The sequence below is a fragment of the Pseudomonas sp. PDM09 genome (assembly GCF_014852305.1).
Classification (GTDB): Bacteria; Pseudomonadota; Gammaproteobacteria; order Pseudomonadales; family Pseudomonadaceae; genus Aquipseudomonas.
The window spans coordinates 34,470-47,993 of the sequence record NZ_JACVBI010000009.1; the positions used below are offsets into that span (position 1 = coordinate 34,470).

Genomic DNA, 13,524 nt, shown 5'->3' on the forward strand with positions numbered 1-13,524 from the left:
TCTCGCCCGCTTTCTCGCTACGCTCTAGTCCGCGATGTTCCGGTCACTCCGGCGAACAGAGTGAAATTACTCTGCTGCGCCTTCAGTAGCTTCTGGAGCAACACGTGGAGCGTGAACGTTGGCAACAGCCAGGTCGTTACCGTGAGCCAGAGCAACAAACTCAACGCCTTTAGGGGCTTTGAGGTCAGACAGGTGAATGATCGCGCCGACTTCGGCATCAGCCAGGTCAACTTCGATGAATTCAGGCAGGTCTTTCGGCAGGCACGAAACTTCGATTTCAGAAACAACGTGCGAAATTTCGCCGCCTTTCTTGATCGGAGCAGCTTCGCCAACGAAGTGTACAGGCACGATAGCGGTCAGTTTCTGGCCAGCTACTACGCGTACGAAGTCAGCGTGCATCACGTGGCCTTTGGCCGGGTGACGCTGCAGAGCTTTGATGATTACGTTTTGCTTGGTGCCGCCAACGTTCAGCTCGATGATGTGGCTGTAAGCCGCTTCGTTTTCGAGCAGTTTGGCAACTTCTTTAGCCAGCATGCTGATGGATTCAGGGGCTTTTTCGCCACCGTAAACTACAGCTGGAACCAGGCTTGCGAGACGACGCAGGCGGCGGCTCGCACCTTTCCCCAGGTCGGAACGCACTTCAGCATTCAGAGTAAAATCGTTCATGTTGTATCTCCAAAATAACCACATTCGCCCCAGCGTTTGCGACCAGCGCTAAAGGCGATATGGGCAAAAAAGCCCCGCCCCGACAGGAATGCCGGGGCGGGGCGCTTTTCGTCAACGAGATGTAATGAAAAGGGCAGGGCCCTTAACGGAACATCGCGCTGATCGATTCTTCATTGCTGATGCGGCGGACCGCCTCGGCAACTACCGGCGCGATATCCAGTTGACGGATACGCGCACAGGCTTGTGCTGCAGCGGACAGCGGGATGGTATTTGTTACCACCAACTCGTCCAGCACGGAATTTTCAATGTTTTCGATCGCCCGACCCGACAGCACAGGGTGCGTGCAGTAGGCGAAAACCTTGGCAGCGCCATGCTCTTTCAAGGCCTTGGCCGCGTGGCACAGAGTGCCGGCGGTATCGACCATGTCATCGACCAGAATACAGGTACGCCCTTCGACATCACCGATGATATGCATCACTTCAGAGTGATTGGCTTTCTCACGGCGTTTGTCGATGATCCCGAGATCCACGCCCAGGGATTTGGCAACAGCCCGTGCACGCACGACGCCACCAATGTCCGGGGACACGATCATCAGGTTTTCGAAGCGCTGATCTTCAATGTCATCCACCAGTACCGGGGAGCCGTAGATGTTATCTACCGGAATATCGAAGAAGCCCTGAATCTGGTCAGCATGCAAATCAACCGTGAGAACACGGTCGATGCCGACTACGGTAAGCATGTCAGCAACAACTTTCGCGCTGATAGCCACACGTGCGGAACGCGGACGGCGATCCTGACGGGCATAACCAAAGTAAGGAATAACAGCAGTGATACGAGTAGCCGAGGAGCGGCGGAAGGCATCAGCCATCACTACCAGTTCCATCAGGTTATCGTTGGTCGGAGCGCAAGTCGGCTGAATAATGAAAACGTCTTTACCGCGAACGTTTTCATTGATCTCGGCAGTAATTTCGCCGTCGGAGAACTTACCGACAGAGATGTCACCGAGAGGGATATGCAGCTGACGTACAACACGCCGAGCCAGATCGGGGTTAGCGTTCCCCGTAAAGACCATCATCTTGGACACGCGCAGTACCTGAAGGCTGAGGGTAACCTGGATGAGTATAGAAAAATGGCAGGGGCGGCTGGATTCGAACCAACGCATGGCAGGATCAAAACCTGCTGCCTTACCGCTTGGCGACGCCCCTGTATCTGTTGCAACGAGTACCCAGTACCCGATTCCTGTTAGAGCAGACTTTGCAGCTTGCGATGCAACATCGAAACGTTGCTTCCTTTTGCTACAAACCCTGTAAGGGTCTCTGTCAGAAGGGCCGAGACTTTATCAGCTTCAGCTTTGCTTGGGAAGCCCCCAAACACACAACTTCCAGTTCCGGTGAGTTTTGCTTCGGTAAATTTACCTAGCAAATTCAATGCGTTACGTACATCTGGATAACGCATTGCTACCACCGGCAAGCAGTCATTTCGACTGTTTCCCTTGGGAACGGGGCGCACTTTAATGGGAGGAGTGTTACGTGTCAACAGTGGATCTGAAAAAATTTCTGCTGTACTTACAGATACTTGCGGCACCAGTACGAGATACCACGGTTCTTCGGGCTCTACAGGGGTGAGTTTTTCCCCCACGCCCTCGGCGAAAGCCGCGTGACCGCGCACGAAAACCGGGACGTCGGCGCCAAGCGTAAGGCCCAGCGCGGCCAGTCGATCCTCATCCCAACCCAGTTGCCAAAGATGATTGAGGCCCAGCAACGTGGTTGCCGCATTCGAACTGCCGCCACCGATTCCACCGCCCATGGGCAGGATTTTTTCGATCCAGATGTCGGCACCCAGCGAACAACCGGATTGCGCCTGAAGTTTTTTTGCGGCTTTGACGATCAGGTTGCTGTCGTGAGGGACGTCGGCGAATTCGGTGTGCAACCGAATCACGCCATCGTCGCGAACGGCGAAGGTGATTTCATCGCCGTAATCGAGGAACTGAAAAATCGTCTGCAACTCGTGGTAACCGTCTTCGCGACGACCGAGGATGTGCAGCATCAAGTTGAGCTTGGCGGGCGAAGGCAATGTCAGGCGTGGCGCAGTCATGTTCACTGCCCCAGTTTGCGTGGTTGCCATTCCTTGATCACCAGCGTGACATCAAGGTCGGTGCCATGCAGTTTGATCCGCTCGGGCAGCCAGTAGCCGTTTTGCTCGGCATAACTGAGGTACTCGACCTGCCAGCCATCCTGTTCGAGATTGGCCAGACGACTGTCGACGTCGAGGGTCAGGCGACTTTTGCTGTCCGGGGCCGGGAGCCCGCGAACCCACCATGCCAGATGGGATACCGGCAATTTCCAGCCCAGTTGTTCTTCAACCAGAGCTTCCGGGGTCGGCGCGTCATAGCGGCCCTGATTGGCCACTTCCAGCGAGACTTTGCCCGGACGACCGGTCAAACGGGCCGCGCCCCGACCCAGAGGACCGGAAAGGCGGATGTCGTAGTAATCCTGGCGTTGCAGCCAGAACAACGTGCCGCTGCCCGAATCTTTTGGCGCGCGGATGCCGATTTTGCCGTTGATCTGCCAGCCATCGAGGCCGGTCAGTTGCTGTTTGTGCTCGCGCCATTGGGCCTTGTTGCCTTGACCCTGGACCGATTCGCGGGCAACGAAGCCCGCGCAACCGGCGAGCAGGGCGATGAAGCTGAAAATAATGAGGTGGCGCAAAAACATAATTTTAAAGAGTCTCTGATCCGGTCAGGCGTTTGATGGTGCCACGCAGGGTAGGGCTGTCGGGTTGTTCCTTGAGGAACTTGCTCCAGATTTGCTTGGCTTCGCGTTGTTTGCCGTTGGCCCACAGGACTTCGCCCAGGTGCGCGGCAACTTCCTGATCGGGGAAGCGCTCCAGCGCCTGGCGCAAATAGCGCTCGGCTTCATCGAGGTTGCCCAAGCGGAAATTGACCCATCCGAGGCTGTCCAGGACGGCCGGGTCTTCAGGGGTGATCTGGTGTGCCTGTTCGATCAAGGCCTTGGCTTCGGCGTAGCGTGTGGTGCGGTCGGACAGGGTGTAGCCGAGGGCGTTCAACGCCATCGCGTTGTTCGGATCGCGCTTGATGATCAGTCGCAGATCTTTTTCCATCTGCGCCAGGTCATTACGTTTTTCTGCCAGCATGGCCCGGGTATACAGCAGATTCAGATCGTCCGGGTATTGCTGCAGGGCTTGCTGCAAGACTTTCCAGGCCTTGTCGCCCTGTTTGTTGGCGGACAAGGTTTCGGCTTCGATCAGATACAACTGGATCGCGTAATCAGGTTGCTCGCCGCGCTCCGCTGCCAGACGGCTTTGGGCTTCGGCGGTCTTGCCGTTGTTCATCAGAATATCGGCAAGACGCAATTGCGCCGGCAGGTAATCGTTGCCCGGCCCGACCTGGGCGTATTCAATCAATGCGCCCTGCGGGTCGTTACGCTCTTCCGCAATGCGCCCCAGGTTCAAGTGAGCAGAGTCGACGTGGCTTTCCCGGGCGATCAAATCTTCCAGGTAGCCTTTGGCTTCGTCCCAGGCTTTGGCTTCCAGGCAGACCAGTGCCAGGGAATAACGCAATTCGTCGTCTTCGGGGTATTGCTGCACCAGGCTCGAGAACTCGACCTTGGCGTCGTCCATGCGATCCTGTTCAACCAGCATGCGCGCGTAAGTCAGGCGCAGGCGTTTGTCATCCGGGTACTTCTTGATGCTTTTTTGCAGCAGCGGCAAGGCTTCATCGCCACGGTTGAGCCCTTGCAGCAGGCGCGCGCGCAGCAGGATCGGCGCTATTTCGCCTTCGTCCGGCGGATTGTCTTCGAGCAGGGTCAGGGCGCCCTTGGCATCGCCGTCCTGTTGCAGCAACAAGGCCTTGCCAAAAATCAGCTGGTTGTTGTGCGGATGGCGCTGCAGCAAGCGGTCAAAACCTTTCATCAGACCGTTGCGAGTTTCCTGGTCTGTATCGGCTGCGGACAGGGCGAGAAAATCGAAATGCGTGTCGCCCTTGCCTTGCAGGACTTTCTCCATATAGACCATGGAGTCGTCGTAACGACCGGCGCGGGCGAGTTGCACGGCAGCCGCCCGTTGCGCTTCGAGATCGTCCGGGGCGTTCCTTGCCCAGACCAGTGCGGTGTCGAGGGCAGCCTGATCGGCACCCAGATACTCGGCAATGCGAAATGCCCGCTCGGAGATGCCCGGATCCTGGGTATTGATGGCCTGGGTCACGTAGTTGTCCAGGGCAATGTCGTAACGATTGCGCTGGCCAGCCAGTTCGGCGCTCAACAAGCTGAAGATGGTTTCTTCGCTGAACGAGCTGTAAACCTTGGGCTTTTCAGGGGCCGGAGTGCTGTCTTCGACCGGCGGCGTACCGTCCGATGAAACGGGCGCCAAGGCCTGGCAGCCGCTGAGGAAGACTAAAGCGAGGAGCAACGCGGAAGATCTATTCATATAGGAAAAGGACGACTAACCTGCGGTCGGATCATCATGACACAAGCCTTGAGCCAAACATAACCGCCCGGCCAATTTACCCGCGCGGGCAATCCTCGCAGCCCCGGCGCCCTTGTAAACGAGAACGGATCGCAGCCTTCGGCAGCTCTTGCGGGCGCGATAGATATCGAGTGGTTGTTCTGGCTCTGTCGAAGTAGGACAATTGTCGGCTTCACGTCACCATCAGCGACCTTGAATGGCCTTCCTTGCACTCGGTATTAACCACAAGACTGCTTCAGTAGACGTCCGCGAGCGCGTGGCCTTTACCCCTGAGCAGCTGGTTGAGGCCTTGCAGCAGCTCTGCCGACTCACCGACAGCCGCGAAGCTGCGATCCTCTCCACCTGCAATCGCAGTGAACTGTATATAGAACAGGATCACCTTTCGGCTGACATCATATTGCGCTGGCTGGCCGATTATCATCATTTGAGCCTCGATGAGCTGCGCGCGAGCGCTTATGTGCATGAAGATGATGCGGCAGTTCGTCACATGATGCGGGTTGCCTCCGGGCTCGACTCGCTGGTGTTGGGCGAACCGCAGATTCTCGGTCAGATGAAATCGGCCTACGCTGTTGCTCGCGAGGCCGGCACCATCGGTCCGCTGCTCGGACGGCTGTTCCAGGCCACATTCAATGCGGCCAAACAGGTGCGAACCGACACCGCCATCGGCGAAAACCCGGTATCCGTAGCGTTTGCCGCGGTCAGCCTGGCGAAACAGATTTTCAGTGATTTGCAACGCAGCCAGGCTTTGTTGATTGGCGCCGGTGAGACCATCACCCTGGTCGCCCGCCATCTGCATGAGCTGGGGGTCAAGCGAATCGTGGTCGCCAACCGCACCCTGGAGCGCGCGAGCATTCTGGCCGAACAGTTCGGCGCCCACGCAGTGCTGCTCTCGGACATCCCGGCAGAACTGGTGCGCAGCGACATCGTCATCAGTTCCACCGCTAGCCAGTTGCCGATTCTCGGTAAAGGCGCGGTGGAAAGTGCCTTGAAATTGCGCAAGCACAAGCCGATTTTCATGGTGGATATCGCTGTCCCTCGGGATATCGAACCGGAAGTCGGCGAGTTGGACGACGTATACCTCTATAGCGTCGACGATCTCCACGAAGTGGTCGCCGAAAACCTCAAGAGCCGTCAGGGCGCAGCCCAGGCCGCGGAAGAGATGGTGTCGATCGGTGCCGAAGATTTCATGGTTCGCCTGCGCGAACTGGCGGCGGTAGATGTGCTCAAGGCCTATCGTCAACAAAGCGAGCGCATGCGTGACGAAGAATTGCTTAAAGCTCAGCGCATGCTCGCCAATGGCAGCAGCGCCGAAGACGTGCTGGTGCAACTGGCCCGCAGCCTGACCAATAAACTCTTGCATGCACCGAGCGTGCAGTTGAAAAAGCTCTCTGCCGAAGGCCGCCTCGATGCGCTGGCCATGGCCCAGGAACTCTTTGCCCTCGGTGAGGGCTCATCGGATAGCTTTTCGGATAAGAAACCGCAATGAAAGCGTCACTGCTCAATAAGCTGGACATCCTCCAGGACCGTTTCGAGGAATTGACCGCCCTGCTTGGCGACGGCGAGGTCATTTCCGATCAGAACAAGTTCCGTACCTATTCCAAGGAATACGCGGAAGTCGAGCCGATCGTTGGCACCTATAAACAGCTGCTTAAAGTGCAGGGTGACCTCGAAGGGGCTCAGGCGCTGCTCAAGGACAGCGATCCGGACATGCGCGAAATGGCCGTGGAAGAAGTTCGCGAAGCCAAAGAGCAACTGATCGAAATCGAAGCCCAACTGCAACGCATGCTGCTGCCCAAGGATCCGAACGACGGACGCAACGTATTCCTCGAAATCCGTGCCGGCACCGGCGGTGACGAAGCGGCGATTTTCTCCGGTGACCTGTTCCGCATGTATTCGCGTTATGCCGAGCGACGTGGTTGGCGGGTAGAGATTCTGTCGGAGAACGAAGGCGAACACGGCGGCTATAAAGAAGTCATTGCTCGGGTCGAAGGCGAGAATGTCTACGGCAAGCTAAAGTTCGAATCCGGCGCGCACCGCGTACAGCGGGTTCCGGCCACTGAATCCCAAGGCCGCATCCACACCTCGGCCTGCACCGTGGCCGTGTTGCCCGAGCCGGACGAGCAGGAAGCGATCGAGATCAACCCGGCAGACCTGCGGGTCGACACCTATCGCTCCTCCGGTGCCGGTGGTCAGCACGTCAACAAGACCGATTCGGCAATCCGTATCACGCACTTGCCGTCCGGTATTGTCGTCGAGTGCCAGGAAGAGCGTTCCCAGCACAAGAACCGCGCCCGGGCGATGTCCTGGCTGTCGGCCAAGCTCAACGACCAGCAGACCAGCGCCGCCGCGAACGCTATCGCGAGCGAGCGTAAATTACTGGTAGGTTCCGGTGACCGTTCCGAGCGTATTCGCACCTATAACTTTGCCCAGGGCCGGGTCACCGACCATCGGGTCAACCTGACGCTGTATTCGCTCGACGAAATTCTCGCCGGTGGCGTGGATGCGGTGATCGAACCGTTGCTGGCCGAATATCAGGCCGACCAATTGGCAGCGATAGGTGAGTAAATGACGATCATTGCCAGTTTGTTGCGCGCCGCTGATTTGCCCGACTCGCCCACCGCGCGTCTGGATGCCGAACTGCTGCTGGCGGCTGCCTTGGGTAAATCCCGCAGTTTTCTGCACACCTGGCCTGAACGTATCGTCCCGAGCGAAGCGGCACTGAAATTTGCCGAGTACCTGCAACGCCGCCGTAGCGGTGAGCCGGTGGCTTACATTCTGGGGCAGCAGGGCTTCTGGAAACTTGACCTGGAAGTCGCGCCCCACACGCTGATTCCGCGTCCCGACACCGAACTGCTGGTAGAAACCGCGTTGGAGCTGTTGCCGGCGACCCCGGCCAGGGTTCTTGATCTGGGCACCGGCAGCGGCGCCATTGCCCTGGCGCTGGCCAGCGAGCGTCCGGCCTGGAAAGTCACCGCCGTGGATCGCGTGCTGGAAGCCGTGGCTCTGGCTGAGCGCAATCGCCAGCGGCTGCACCTGAACAACGCCACGGTGCTGAGCAGTCATTGGTTCAGTGCTTTGGAAGGCCAGCGCTTTCAATTGATCATCAGCAATCCGCCCTACATTGCTTCGACCGATCCGCATCTGGCGCAGGGTGACGTGCGCTTCGAACCGGCCAGTGCCCTGGTGGCCGGCGTCGATGGGCTCGACGATTTGCGTCTGATCGTCGATCAGGCACCGGATCATCTTGAGGCGGGTGGCTGGTTGATGCTCGAACATGGTTACGATCAAGCCGAGGCCGTGCGCGATTTGCTGCTGACCCGCGGCTTTGAAGAAGTCCATAGCCGCACCGATCTGGGCGGTCACGAACGCATCAGTCTGGGGCGCTTGCCGTGCTGAATGATCAGGAATTATTGCGCTATAGCCGGCAGATTCTGCTGCAACACGTCGACATCGACGGCCAGTTGCGGCTCAAGGAAAGCCGTGTGCTGATTGTCGGCCTCGGCGGTCTCGGCTCACCGGTGGCGCTGTACCTGGCTGCGGCCGGTGTCGGTGAGTTGCATCTGGCGGACTTCGACACGGTCGACCTGACCAATCTGCAACGTCAGATCGTTCACGACACCGACAGCGTCGGCCTGAGCAAGGTCGATTCGGCGATGCGGCGCCTGACTGCGATTAATCCCCAGATTCAACTGATCGCCCATCACACCGCACTCGATGAAGATTCCCTGGCGGCGGCCGTTGCGGCGGTGGATCTGGTGCTGGACTGTTCTGATAATTTTTCCACCCGCGAAGCGGTCAACGCCGCGTGTGTGGCGACGCGCAAACCGCTGGTCAGCGGCGCGGCGATTCGGCTGGAAGGGCAATTGTCGGTCTTCGACTCCCGTCGTCCGGAAAGCCCGTGCTACCACTGTTTATACGGGCACGGCAGCGAAGCCGAGTTGACTTGCAGCGAGGCCGGCGTACTCGGTCCGCTGGTGGGCCTGGTCGGTAGCCTGCAAGCCCTCGAAGCGTTGAAATTGCTGGTGGGGTTCGGCGAACCGCTGGTGGGACGCCTGTTATTGATCGATGCCTTGGGCACGCGCTTCCGTGAATTGCGGGTCAAGCGTGATCCAGTCTGTAGCGTCTGCGGGTCAAGCCATGCGTGAAGCGCCGATTGCTGTATTCGATTCCGGCGTCGGTGGCCTCTCCGTGCTGGCCGAGATCCAGCAGTTGCTGCCCAATGAATCTCTGTTGTACCTCGGCGATTGCGGGAACATTCCCTACGGTGAGAAATCCCCGGCATTCATCCGTCAGCGTTGCAGTGTCATGGCGCAGTTCTTTCAGCAGCAGGGCGCCAAGGCGCTGGTGCTCGCTTGCAATACCGCGACCGTCGCGGGTGTTGCGGACTTGCGTCGCGATTTCCCCGAGTGGCCCATCGTCGGCATGGAGCCTGCGGTCAAACCGGCGGCTGCGGCGACGCGTAGTGGTGTCGTTGGCGTACTCGCCACCACCGGCACTTTACAGAGTGCGAAGTTCGCCGCCTTGCTCGACCGTTTCGCCGCCGATGTGCGAGTCATCACCCAGCCATGCCCAGGGCTGGTGGAGCTGATTGAAAATGGCGATTTGCACAGCGAGGCATTGCGTCAGTTGCTGCAAGGGTATGTCGATCCGCTGCTGGCTGAAGGTGCAGACACAATCATTCTTGGCTGCACGCATTATCCTTTCCTAAAGCCTCTGCTTAAGCAGTTGCTCCCCCAGAACATCAGCCTGATCGATACCGGTGCCGCTGTGGCCCGGCAGCTTCAACGATTGTTGGCAGAGCGTGAGTTGCTGGCCGAGGGGCCTGCTCGCGCTGCCCGGTTCTGGACGAGTGCGGATCCGGAACATTTCAGAAATATCTTGCCGGTTTTGTGGCATTCGACGGGTGTTGTGCAAAGCTTCGACTTGTAGATAAAAAAAGAGATGACACGAATAATTGAGCTGAACTTCTGATCAAGCTTCAACTTCTATAGCTTTGTCTGTTGGGCAGCATAATAACCATACGAAATTGTTCGGAAAAGGATGTTTCTAATGAAGCGACTATTCTGCTTGGCCGCGATTGCGACCGCATTGATGGGGCACAGTTTTACCGCGCAGGCAGCGGGGGTGGAATTCGGGGTCGGCCAGACCAGCGATTCGACCATGACCTACCGACTGGGCATGCAATTCGACTGGGACAAGAGCTGGTTGCAGAGTGATATCGGTCGCTTGACCGGCTACTGGAGCGGCGCTTACACCTACTGGGAGGGCGATGAAACGTCGAGCAATCACAGTTTGTCATTCTCGCCGGTGCTGGTGTACGAGTTTGCCGGTCAAACCATCAAACCCTACGTTGAAGCGGGTATCGGTATCGCGGTGTTTGCCAACACTGAAGTCGAAGACAACAAACTTGGCGGGGCCTTTCAGTTCGAAGATCGTTTCGGGTTTGGTCTGCGCTTTACCGGCGGACATGAAGTCGGGATTCGCGCCACGCACTATTCCAATGCCGGCATCAGCAGCCCGAACGATGGCGTAGAGAGTTACTCGCTGCATTACACGATGCCGTTGTAAGCAGTCTGCACAAGTCAATGTGGGAGCGAGCCTGCTCGCGATTGCGGTTTAATGGTCAACATTGATGTTGAATGTTACTCCGTCGTCGCGAGCAGGCTCGCTCCCACATTGGTATCAGGTGATCTGGACGTCACCGATACGCCGTCGCAATCCCCTGGCGTTCGGTGATGCATTCCGGTGCGCCCATTTCGAATTCCCGGCAAATCAGCGGACGTTTTTCGTAGATGGTGCACATCATGCTGTCGCGATCCAGCGCGGCGCACCAGCCGTCATCCAGTCGCAGCATGACTTCCCCGCCCCAATCATCGGTATCGATAAAACGCTCGGGCACGCCGGTGTCGGTGATCAACATGACTTCAAGCTGACAGCAGCAGGCTGCACAGGTCGAGCAGGTGACCGCCGGCTCGGCGATTTGCGTATGGGGAATGGTTTTCATGGCGCGCAGTGTAAGCCAGTGGGGCCACGCTGTGTGAAAGGTCTGACAGACGCTCAGGCTTCACGGAAGATCTTCCATTGGCGGATTGTTTCGCTCCAGGCATTTGCCAATTTCCAGTCCCGTCTGGCCGGGATTTTGCGGCAGAGGCCAAAGGACAGGCATGAGCAGTTCCGGTAAAGGGAGCTCAAGTGGTCGATGCTTGAGCAGGTCGAAGACGTATCGCGCAGCTTTGTCCGCCGACCAATCGAGGTGTTGTGAAACCTCGTTGCTCAGGGGGGTATCGATAAGTCCCGGGCGGACTATGGTCATTTCGATGTTTTCCGGCGCCACGTCGATGCGCAAGGACTCGAAAAGATGACGCAACCCGGGCTTTGAATCGCCATAGGCTTCGGCCCGTGGCAGGGGCAGATAGGTCACCGAGCTGGCCATGCCCACCAGATGCGGCGCAGTGCCCGCCTGCAGCAAGGGCCGGGCGGCTTCGATGCAATAGCTGCTGGCAAGCAGGTTGGTACGCACGATGTGCTCGATGATTGACGAGTCGAACTGATTGGCGTCGACGTATTCGCAGGTGCCCGCGTTGAGGATCATGGTGTCCAGAGAACCCCATTGCCTGGCAATCTGCTCGCCGATTTCGCGCACCCGTTGGCTGTTGGTCAAATCACCGGCAACCACCAACACTTGGCCGGGGTAACGCTGAGACAGGGCTTTCAAGGGCGCCAATGAGCGGGAGCTGACGGCCAGGTGGGCACCGCTTTTCAGTATTTCTTCGGCCAGCGCGGCACCAATACCGTTGCTGGCGCCGGTCAACCAGTATCGCCTTGGAGGTGTACGACTCATCTCGATCTCCTTTATCTTCCTGATTCAATCCCATGTTCATACGTAAAACTGCGCTATCAAGGTGATTCCGGTGGCGATAAACCCTGTCGTGACGGCAGGTTTTTGAACGCGGCCAAGGCCCGTTCGCGGGAAGTGCTCAGGTTGACAATCGGCGATGGATAATCCGTCACGCCGAATAATCCGTCGAGTCTCGCGCGATTGTGCAGGTCTTTTTTATTCATTTCGTTGATCTGCGGCAACCAATGTTTGATGAAAACCCCTTCGGCGTCGAATTTTTCCGACTGACTCAGGGGGTTGAAGATGCGGAAGTAGGGCACCGAATCGGTGCCAGTGGACGAACTCCACTGCCAGCCACCGTTGTTCGCCGCCAGATCGCCGTCAATCAGATGCCGCATGAAGAAACGCTCGCCTTCACGCCAGTCGATCAGCAGATTTTTGGTCAGGAACATTGCCACGACCATGCGCAGACGGTTGTGCATCCAGCCGGTTTCCAGCAATTGGCGCATGGCGGCGTCAATGATCGGCAGGCCGGTACGGCCTTGCTGCCAGGCCTTGAGGTCTTGCGGGGCATCACGCCAGGCCAGGGCTTCGGTTTCCGGGCGAAAGGCGCGGTGCCGGGAAACCCGTGGATAGCCCACCAGAATGTGTTTGTAGAATTCGCGCCACAGCAACTCGTTGATCCAGGTGACGGCACCGACCTTGCCGCTTTCGAATTCCCCCTGATTGCTTTGCAACGCGGCGTGCAGACACTGGCGAGGGGAGATGACCCCGGCGGTGAGATAGGCCGAGAGCTGGCTGGTGCCGGGTTTTGCCGGGAAATCACGCTCGCTGTGGTAATAGTCGATCTGTGCGTCGACAAAGGTCTCGAGACGGCGCCGGGCCTCGGTTTCGCCGGCTGGCCAGAGCGCACGCAAACGGTCGCTGGGCGTGTCGAAACCCTCGACACGAGAGGGTGGTTCGTCGCTGGCGATGCCCAGCGGCGCCTGGATGGCGGGGGCGGCAACCAATCTCGGCAATGATGCATGCAAGCGTTCGTAGCAGACCTTGCGGAACTGGCTGAAGACCTGGAAATAGGTGCCGGTTCTGGTCAGCACTGTGCCAGGCTTGAACAGCAGTTGATCAAGGTAGCGGTAAAAATCAATGCCTTGGGCTTTCAGGATTTGGGCCGCCGCGGCATCACGACGGGTTTCATGAATGCCGTATTCCTCGTTGACGTGCACTGCGTCGATCTTCAATTGCTGGCACAACTCGAGCAGGACCTTCGGTGCCTCATCCCAGCGGGACGCCTTGCGAATCAGCAGCGGGATGTTCAGGGCGCCCAGCGCATGACGTAATTCACTCAGGTTGCGCAGCCAGAAATCCACTTTGCACGGCGCGTCGTCATGGGCCAGCCATTGCTGTGGACTCAGCAAATACACCGCCACACTCGGGCCGCGGGCTGCAGCGGCCGAGAGGGCGGTGTTGTCGTGTAGACGCAAGTCGCTGCGCAGCCAGATCAATTGCATGGTGGTATCCGCACGATCATTGAAAAATAC

At 58.1% G+C, this 13,524-nt stretch carries 14 protein-coding genes and 1 tRNA gene; 6 read left to right on the forward strand and 9 right to left on the reverse strand.

What is annotated here, in order from left to right; all coding sequences use genetic code 11:
- Nucleotides 1-66: 66 nt before the first annotated feature.
- The 6 genes from IB250_RS21030 to IB250_RS21055 form a co-directional block, all read right to left on the reverse strand.
- Nucleotides 67-666: a 50S ribosomal protein L25/general stress protein Ctc gene (locus IB250_RS21030; protein ID WP_123501321.1), complete on the reverse strand. Its 600-nt coding sequence runs from the start codon at nt 664-666 to the stop codon at nt 67-69.
- 142 nt (nt 667-808) lie between these two features.
- A complete protein-coding gene (locus tag IB250_RS21035; RefSeq protein ID WP_003171603.1) occupies nt 809-1,750 on the reverse strand; it encodes a ribose-phosphate pyrophosphokinase in 942 nt (313 codons plus the stop codon).
- Nucleotides 1,751-1,796: 46 nt separating this feature from the next.
- A tRNA-Gln gene (locus IB250_RS21040) sits at nt 1,797-1,871 on the reverse strand.
- A 37-nt stretch (nt 1,872-1,908) separates the two neighbouring features.
- Nucleotides 1,909-2,760, reverse strand: a complete 852-nt coding sequence (gene ispE, locus IB250_RS21045; RefSeq protein WP_192345464.1) for a 4-(cytidine 5'-diphospho)-2-C-methyl-D-erythritol kinase — start codon at nt 2,758-2,760, stop codon at nt 1,909-1,911.
- A 2-nt stretch (nt 2,761-2,762) separates the two neighbouring features.
- Nucleotides 2,763-3,380, reverse strand: coding sequence for a lipoprotein insertase outer membrane protein LolB (lolB, locus tag IB250_RS21050; RefSeq protein ID WP_008074188.1), 618 nt, complete (start codon nt 3,378-3,380; stop codon nt 2,763-2,765).
- Between the two features lie 4 nt (nt 3,381-3,384).
- Nucleotides 3,385-5,109: a tetratricopeptide repeat protein gene (locus tag IB250_RS21055; RefSeq protein WP_192345465.1), complete on the reverse strand. Its 1,725-nt coding sequence runs from the start codon at nt 5,107-5,109 to the stop codon at nt 3,385-3,387.
- Between the two features lie 235 nt (nt 5,110-5,344).
- On the opposite strand from IB250_RS21055, the gene hemA reads away from it, so the two are divergent.
- From hemA to IB250_RS21085, 6 genes are all read left to right on the forward strand, one after another.
- Nucleotides 5,345-6,634 carry a glutamyl-tRNA reductase gene (gene hemA, locus IB250_RS21060; RefSeq protein ID WP_192345466.1) on the forward strand — a complete coding sequence of 430 codons (1,290 nt, stop codon included), beginning with the start codon at nt 5,345-5,347 and terminating at the stop codon, nt 6,632-6,634.
- On the forward strand, nt 6,631-7,713 hold the full coding sequence (gene prfA / locus IB250_RS21065; protein ID WP_095051167.1) for a peptide chain release factor 1: 1,083 nt from the start codon (nt 6,631-6,633) through the stop codon (nt 7,711-7,713). The genes hemA and prfA overlap by 4 nt, the downstream gene beginning before the upstream one ends.
- Nucleotides 7,714-8,544 carry a peptide chain release factor N(5)-glutamine methyltransferase gene (gene prmC, locus IB250_RS21070; protein WP_192345467.1) on the forward strand — a complete coding sequence of 277 codons (831 nt, stop codon included), beginning with the start codon at nt 7,714-7,716 and terminating at the stop codon, nt 8,542-8,544.
- Nucleotides 8,538-9,293, forward strand: a complete 756-nt coding sequence (locus IB250_RS21075; protein WP_192345468.1) for a molybdopterin-synthase adenylyltransferase MoeB — start codon at nt 8,538-8,540, stop codon at nt 9,291-9,293. Before prmC ends, IB250_RS21075 begins: the two co-directional genes overlap by 7 nt.
- On the forward strand, nt 9,286-10,077 hold the full coding sequence (gene murI / locus IB250_RS21080) for a glutamate racemase (RefSeq protein WP_123501310.1): 792 nt from the start codon (nt 9,286-9,288) through the stop codon (nt 10,075-10,077). The genes IB250_RS21075 and murI overlap by 8 nt, the downstream gene beginning before the upstream one ends.
- A 120-nt stretch (nt 10,078-10,197) precedes the next feature.
- Complete coding sequence (locus tag IB250_RS21085) at nt 10,198-10,716, forward strand: acyloxyacyl hydrolase (protein WP_192345469.1); 519 nt, start codon at nt 10,198-10,200, stop codon at nt 10,714-10,716.
- A gap of 130 nt (nt 10,717-10,846) precedes the next feature.
- Here the strand turns inward: IB250_RS21085 and IB250_RS21090 are convergent, their stop codons facing one another.
- The 3 genes from IB250_RS21090 to phrB are packed head-to-tail and all read right to left on the reverse strand — an operon-like array spanning nt 10,847 to nt 13,494.
- On the reverse strand, nt 10,847-11,152 hold the full coding sequence (locus IB250_RS21090) for a YkgJ family cysteine cluster protein (RefSeq protein ID WP_063342543.1): 306 nt from the start codon (nt 11,150-11,152) through the stop codon (nt 10,847-10,849).
- Nucleotides 11,153-11,212: 60 nt separating this feature from the next.
- Entirely contained in the window at nt 11,213-11,989 is a 777-nt protein-coding gene (locus tag IB250_RS21095) for an SDR family NAD(P)-dependent oxidoreductase (protein ID WP_192345470.1), read from the reverse strand.
- Between the two features lie 56 nt (nt 11,990-12,045).
- The gene (gene phrB, locus IB250_RS21100; RefSeq protein ID WP_192345471.1) at nt 12,046-13,494 is read right to left on the reverse strand and encodes a deoxyribodipyrimidine photo-lyase; all 1,449 of its coding nucleotides are present in this window, start codon (nt 13,492-13,494) and stop codon (nt 12,046-12,048) included.
- Nucleotides 13,495-13,524: the final 30 nt, after the last annotated feature.

Coding starts and splice junctions, on each gene's coding strand:
- lolB (WP_008074188.1), bottom strand. CDS start 3,380: ATGTTTTTGCGCCACCTCATTATTTTCAGCTTCATCGCCCTGCTCGCC.
- prmC (WP_192345467.1), top strand. CDS start 7,714: ATGACGATCATTGCCAGTTTGTTGCGCGCCGCTGATTTGCCCGACTCG.
- phrB (WP_192345471.1), bottom strand. CDS start 13,494: ATGCAATTGATCTGGCTGCGCAGCGACTTGCGTCTACACGACAACACC.
- murI (WP_123501310.1), top strand. CDS start 9,286: ATGCGTGAAGCGCCGATTGCTGTATTCGATTCCGGCGTCGGTGGCCTC.
- IB250_RS21090 (WP_063342543.1), bottom strand. CDS start 11,152: ATGAAAACCATTCCCCATACGCAAATCGCCGAGCCGGCGGTCACCTGC.
- IB250_RS21055 (WP_192345465.1), bottom strand. CDS start 5,109: ATGAATAGATCTTCCGCGTTGCTCCTCGCTTTAGTCTTCCTCAGCGGC.
- hemA (WP_192345466.1), top strand. CDS start 5,345: ATGGCCTTCCTTGCACTCGGTATTAACCACAAGACTGCTTCAGTAGAC.
- prfA (WP_095051167.1), top strand. CDS start 6,631: ATGAAAGCGTCACTGCTCAATAAGCTGGACATCCTCCAGGACCGTTTC.
- IB250_RS21085 (WP_192345469.1), top strand. CDS start 10,198: ATGAAGCGACTATTCTGCTTGGCCGCGATTGCGACCGCATTGATGGGG.
- IB250_RS21030 (WP_123501321.1), bottom strand. CDS start 666: ATGAACGATTTTACTCTGAATGCTGAAGTGCGTTCCGACCTGGGGAAA.
- ispE (WP_192345464.1), bottom strand. CDS start 2,760: ATGACTGCGCCACGCCTGACATTGCCTTCGCCCGCCAAGCTCAACTTG.
- IB250_RS21095 (WP_192345470.1), bottom strand. CDS start 11,989: ATGAGTCGTACACCTCCAAGGCGATACTGGTTGACCGGCGCCAGCAAC.